Annotated in this window: 4 protein-coding genes; 2 read left to right on the forward strand and 2 right to left on the reverse strand. The window is 68.7% G+C overall.

The features are described 5' to 3' along the window. Positions 1 to 98: 98 nt before the first annotated feature. Positions 99 to 875, forward strand: coding sequence for a lytic transglycosylase domain-containing protein (locus tag ABGA94_RS08090; RefSeq protein WP_005415084.1), 777 nt, complete (start codon positions 99 to 101; stop codon positions 873 to 875). A gap of 7 nt (positions 876 to 882) precedes the next feature. On the opposite strand, the gene ABGA94_RS08095 is transcribed toward ABGA94_RS08090, so the two are convergent. After that, a complete protein-coding gene (locus ABGA94_RS08095) occupies positions 883 to 2,403 on the reverse strand; it encodes a hypothetical protein (protein WP_375366971.1) in 1,521 nt (506 codons plus the stop codon). A gap of 167 nt (positions 2,404 to 2,570) precedes the next feature. On the opposite strand from ABGA94_RS08095, the gene ABGA94_RS08100 reads away from it, so the two are divergent. Beyond that, a complete protein-coding gene (locus ABGA94_RS08100) occupies positions 2,571 to 4,655 on the forward strand; it encodes a gluconolaconase (protein ID WP_375366972.1) in 2,085 nt (694 codons plus the stop codon). Here ABGA94_RS08100 and ABGA94_RS08105 read toward each other — a convergent pair. Then, entirely contained in the window at positions 4,633 to 5,040 is a 408-nt protein-coding gene (locus ABGA94_RS08105; RefSeq protein ID WP_053499021.1) for a YciI family protein, read from the reverse strand. The genes ABGA94_RS08100 and ABGA94_RS08105 overlap by 23 nt on opposite strands. Positions 5,041 to 5,135 lie beyond the last annotated feature (95 nt).

Here is a 5,135-nt window from a genome sequence, read left to right on the forward strand (position 1 = left end):
CCCCCCCCCCCCCCCCCCCCCCCCCCCCCCCCCCCCCCCCCCCCCCCGGCCCCCCATTCACCCAACATTCGCGGGCGCGGCCGGATCATCCGGCCGCCATGTCCCATCGACCTCTCCTGCTTGCACTGGTGCTGCTGCCCATCCTGTGGCCCGGGATGGCTGCCGCGCGCACGGTCTATCGCTGCGTGCAGGGCAACACCGTCAGCCTGGCCACCGCACCGGAGCCGGGATCGCGGTGCACGCCGAAGGAGATCGACGACAACGCCATCCAGGCCCCGAACCTGTGGGGCAACATGGGCGTGTTCAGTGGTGTGCTGTACGAGCGCGAGCAGGACGGCGTGCTGGTCTATTCCACCCGCAACCTGCCCGGCTCGCGGGTATTCCTGAAGTTCACCGTGGCCACGCCGCCGGGCGAGCCGGCGCACGAGGGCCTGGGCAAGGTCGGCAAGCCGCAGCTCGCGCAGCACGCCAGGCAGTTCAAGGCCGCGGCCAAAGCCACCGGCGTCGATGATGCCTGGCTGCGCGCGATCGCCCATGCCGAAAGCAATTTCGATCCGCTGGCGGTCTCGACCAAGGGCGCACAGGGCGTGATGCAGTTGATGCCGGAGACCGCACAGGAATATGGCGTGCGCGATCCGTTCTCGCCACAGCAGTCGATCGAGGGCGGCGCACGCTACATGCGCGCGCTGCTGCGCCGTTACAACGGCGATCGCCCGTTGGCGGCGGCTGCCTACAACGCGGGCATCGGTGCGGTCACCCGCTACAAGGGCGTGCCGCCCTACGCCGAAACCCTGGCCTATGTGGACAAGGTGATGGCGCTGTACGCGCGCTACCGCGAAGCGATGGGCATCCGCACCGAAGTGCCAGCCCGCTAGCAGGGACTCAGCGCGAGGTGGAAGTGCTGACCAGGTCGTAGCGCTCGATGCGGCCGACGCGTGCCACCTCCGCCTGCACGTCGGCACGCTGCTTGAGTGCACGCCACGCGGCATCGATGCGCACATCGCCCGGCAATGACGGATAGGTGCGCATGTCCTGCAGGCTGGCCAGGGTTTCACCGCGTTCAACCGGCGAGCGCAGCTGTTCGATCAGCACGGCAGCGGCACCGTCCAGGTCGCCTTCCTCCAGCAGCATTTCGCGATGGAACAGGCGGGCATCGTCGCGCTGGGCCAGGATCACCGCGCGTGCTGCATCGCGCGCCTTGGCATCGCCGCGCTCGCGGGCCGCGGCGAACTGCAGCAGCGCCTGTGCGGCCTTGCCGTAACCGGCGAGGCCCGGCATGTCATTCACGGCCTGCGCAGCGTCCTGCATGCGCCCCAGCGAACTGAACACGAAGCCGACATTCATCTGGTGCTCGACACCATCCGGGCCGAGCGCGCCGATGCGGGCGGCCTGTTTCGCCGTGGCCAGTGCCTCATCGGTGCGGCCCAGCCGGCGCAGTGCGGTGAGCCGGCTGTTGAGCAGCCAGGCCACCCATTCCGCCTCCGCAGCGGCAGGCGATTCGCCGTTGCTGGCGGCACCGGCCATGCCCTCGGTCAACGACAGCACTTCCTCGTTGCGGTCCAGCATCAGCAAGGTGGTGCTGAACTCGGCCATGCGCGCGTCCAGTGCGCGGTCGAGCAGGCCGGAAACACGCAGTTCATCGAGGTGGCGCTGTGCCGCCTGCACCGGATCGAAACGCGCGTCACCGCGATCGACATAGCGATCAAAGCGCTTGTCGCTGCGCAGGCGGATGATCTCGGCCGGGCTGTCGATCCGCGCCATCGTGGCCGGAATGCTGTCGCCACGGCCGTTGTCGGCCTGCAGCGTGGCCAGCGCCAGCCACAGCCCGGTGGGTTCCAGGCCGCCACTCTTCCAGCCGTTGTCAAACAGCGCCTGCAGCAGGTCCATGCGCTTCTGCGGCTGCTCACGCAGGCGGTACTGCAGGTAGTTGATGGCGTGGTGATCGATCGGCAGCGGTGCGTCGGCGTGCTGCAGTGCCTTTACCAGGAAAGAGGTGGCTGCGGCCGGCTGGTTGTCCGACAGTTCCACCGACACCTGGGTGAGCAGGATCTGTGCATCCTCCGGCAGGGCCTCCTGCGCCCGCTGCAGGTAGCGGCGGGCCTGGTCCGGCTTCTTCTGCATCAGCGCGGTCCAGCCGGCGACCTGCGAGGCGCGGCCGCGATGCTCGGCATCGAAGTCGTCCAGCAACGGATCTTCCATCAGCCGCTCCATGCTGATCAGCGCACCCAGCGTGTTGCCGTCGCGTGCCTGCTGGATGGCTTCATCCCAACGCGTGGCGTACGCCGCGTGTACTGCATCGGCGGTGGCCGATGGCTTCTGCGGGGCCACCGTGATCGAAGCGGAGGCGGGCGCACTGGCCAATGCGGCCAGCAGCAGGGCGGTGAGGGGGAGAGCGCGGGGCATGGAGAATCTCCATCCGTGGGAACCGCATTGAACCTGCTACGGCCAGCGAGGACAAGCACGACGAAGCGAATCCTGGCGTTCAGCCGCATGATCGGCCGTGGCGGATCGCACGCGCAGCGTCTATTGTCGGTGCCTCTTCAAGCAGCAGGCAGAGGCAGCGCAACACGATGGCACGGTGGCAATGGATGGCGGCAGGGGTGGCGTTGGCAACGGCGGTGGGCTTGGCTGCAACCTGGTGGGAGGATACCCCGCTGAAAACGCTGGCCGGCCCTGCCGGCCCGGTGCCCACGCCGCTGGCCTGGACCGCGCAGATCGAGCCGCTGGCCGGCGATGGTCACCCCGGCGACCGCGACGGTGCGTCCGCGCAGGCGCGCTTCGCCGACCCGTATGCACTGCTGCGCGGCACCGATGGCAGTGTCTATTTCACCGATGCCGGTGACAACAACCGGATCCGCCGCCGCCTGCCCGATGGCCGCGTTGAAACCGTGGCCGGGCAGGGCGAGGGCCGTGTCGATGGCCCTGCGCTGCAGGCCAGCTTCAATACGCCTTCGGGCATTGCCGGCGATGCGCAGGGCAACCTGTACGTGGCCGACACCGGCAACCATGCGATCCGCCGCATCGGCACCGATGGCCAGGTGACCACGCTGGCCGGTGGTGAACAGGGCTTCGCCGATGGCCCTGCCATGCAGGCCCGCTTCGATGCACCGATGGGCGTTGCGGTGGACGCGCAGGGCCAGGTCTACGTGGCGGACACGTTCAATGACCGCATCCGGGTGATCGGTACCGATGGCAGTGTGCGCACCCTGGCCGGTGGTGATCGGCCAGGCTTTGCAGATGGCGTGGGCGCTGCTGCGCGTTTCGATACGCCGGTGGCGCTGGCCTTCGACGCGCAGGGTGCATTGCTGGTGGCCGATCTGTTCAACAACGCCGTGCGCCGGGTGGGGACCGATGGCACGGTCAGCACCGTGGTCGCCGCCGGTGGCGTGATCAATGGGCCGCTGTCGCTGGCCACCACCCACGACGGCGTGCTGTACGTGGGTGATCTGGATGGCCGCATCGTGCAGGTGACGCCGCAGGGCCACCAGATCGCGCTGGTCGGCAATGGCCGCCTGCCGCGCCTGGCCCGCCCGAGCGGGTTGGCGCTGGATGCCGATGGCAGCGTGCTGGTGGCCGACGCCGCAGGCTACCGCCTGCATCGCCTGCGTCCGCTGCCGGTGGGCGAACTGCCGGCGCCGGCACTGGTCGGCCCGGCCGCCGATGCCGCGCTGCCGAAGACGGGCGGCCGTTGGCCGCTCGCACCGCAGGACGGCTGGCACGAAGTGGTCGGCACCCTGGGTGAAGTGCGCGGCAACTTCAGCGGTGAGAGCCGCCACCACCTGCATGGCGGCTTCGACGTGCGCGGTGATGTGGGCCAGACCGTGCTGGCGATTGCCGAAGGCAAGATCAGCAGTCCGGTGGCAGCCTGGAACCTGGGCGAGCAGGCCGAGGGCCTGGCGGTGGACCGCCTCAAGTACATCCACATGCGCGTCGGCCGCACCCCGCGCGATGTGCCGTTCGACGCGCGCTGGCAGGCGTTGTACGACGAGCAGGGCAAGCTGCAGCGGATGCGCGTGCGGCGTGGCATGCGCATCCATGTGGGTGACCGCCTGGGCAGCATCAACAACCAGGCGCACGTGCACCTGGCGGTGGGTACCGGTGGTTTCGAGACCAATGCGGTGGCGCTTGGCTTCCATAACTACGCCGATCACTTCGCACCGCGCATCACTGATGTCGCACTGCTGGACGACAACGACCAGCCGATGGCCGCAGGCAGCGATGGCGTGGTAATGGTCGCGCGGCAGGGGCGTGGCGTGCAGATCGTGGTGGAGGCCTGGGACCAGGTCGACAACAATCTGCCACGACGCCGCCTGGGCATGTACCAGGTGGGTTACCAGATCCTCGATGCTACGGGACAACCGCTGCAGGGCTACGAGCAGCCGCGCTGGAACATCGTGTTCAACCGCATGCCGCCGCAGCGGGAAGCGGTGCGCGTGGCCTACGCACCGGACAGCGGCATCACCGTGCATGGCAGCGCGGTGACCCGGTTCCGCTACCTGGCCACCAACACCGTGCGTGATGGCCTGATGGAAACCGGACGCTGGCAGCCGGCGGCGTTGCCGCCGGGCGAGTACATCGTGCGTGCCAGCGTGCGCGACTACAGCGGCAACGAAGGCGTCGGCCCGCGCGAGATCAGAGTACGGCTGCTGCCATAGCCGCAGCCGGGGCGCCGCAGCGTTCGCGCTCGGCGTCCATGTCTTCCAGCGGCCGCACTTCGATGCTGCCGAAGCGTGCCCACGGGAAGTCGCGGGCGATGCGCATGGCGTCGTCGCGGTCGCGCGCCACGATCAGGTTGAAGCCGGCCAGCAGCTCGCGGGTTTCGGCAAACGGGCCATCGAGCACGCGGCTGTGTCCATCGCGCACGCGCAGGGTCTGTGCGGTATCGACCGGCTGCAGCTTCTGTGCGGCCAGCAGCGTGCCTTCGGCCTGCAGCTTGTCGGCATGGGCCAGGCAGTCGCGCATCAGCGCGTTGAATTCTTCGGTGGGCAGGGCCTGCAGCAGGGCAGGCTCGATGTAGATCAGAAGCAGGTACTGCTGCATGGCATGGCCAGAACCTGCGCGACATTCTGGTCACGCTGGGCTACGACATCGATGTGCCGTGGAAGAAACTGCCGAAGAAGGACCGCGACTGGATC

It is taken from the genome of Stenotrophomonas sp. 3diitr2024, assembly GCF_042136455.1.
Lineage (GTDB): Bacteria > Pseudomonadota > Gammaproteobacteria > Xanthomonadales > Xanthomonadaceae > Stenotrophomonas > Stenotrophomonas sepilia.

Coding starts and splice junctions, on each gene's coding strand:
- ABGA94_RS08095 (WP_375366971.1), bottom strand. CDS start 2,403: ATGCCCCGCGCTCTCCCCCTCACCGCCCTGCTGCTGGCCGCATTGGCC.
- ABGA94_RS08105 (WP_053499021.1), bottom strand. CDS start 5,040: ATGCAGCAGTACCTGCTTCTGATCTACATCGAGCCTGCCCTGCTGCAG.
- ABGA94_RS08100 (WP_375366972.1), top strand. CDS start 2,571: ATGGCACGGTGGCAATGGATGGCGGCAGGGGTGGCGTTGGCAACGGCG.
- ABGA94_RS08090 (WP_005415084.1), top strand. CDS start 99: ATGTCCCATCGACCTCTCCTGCTTGCACTGGTGCTGCTGCCCATCCTG.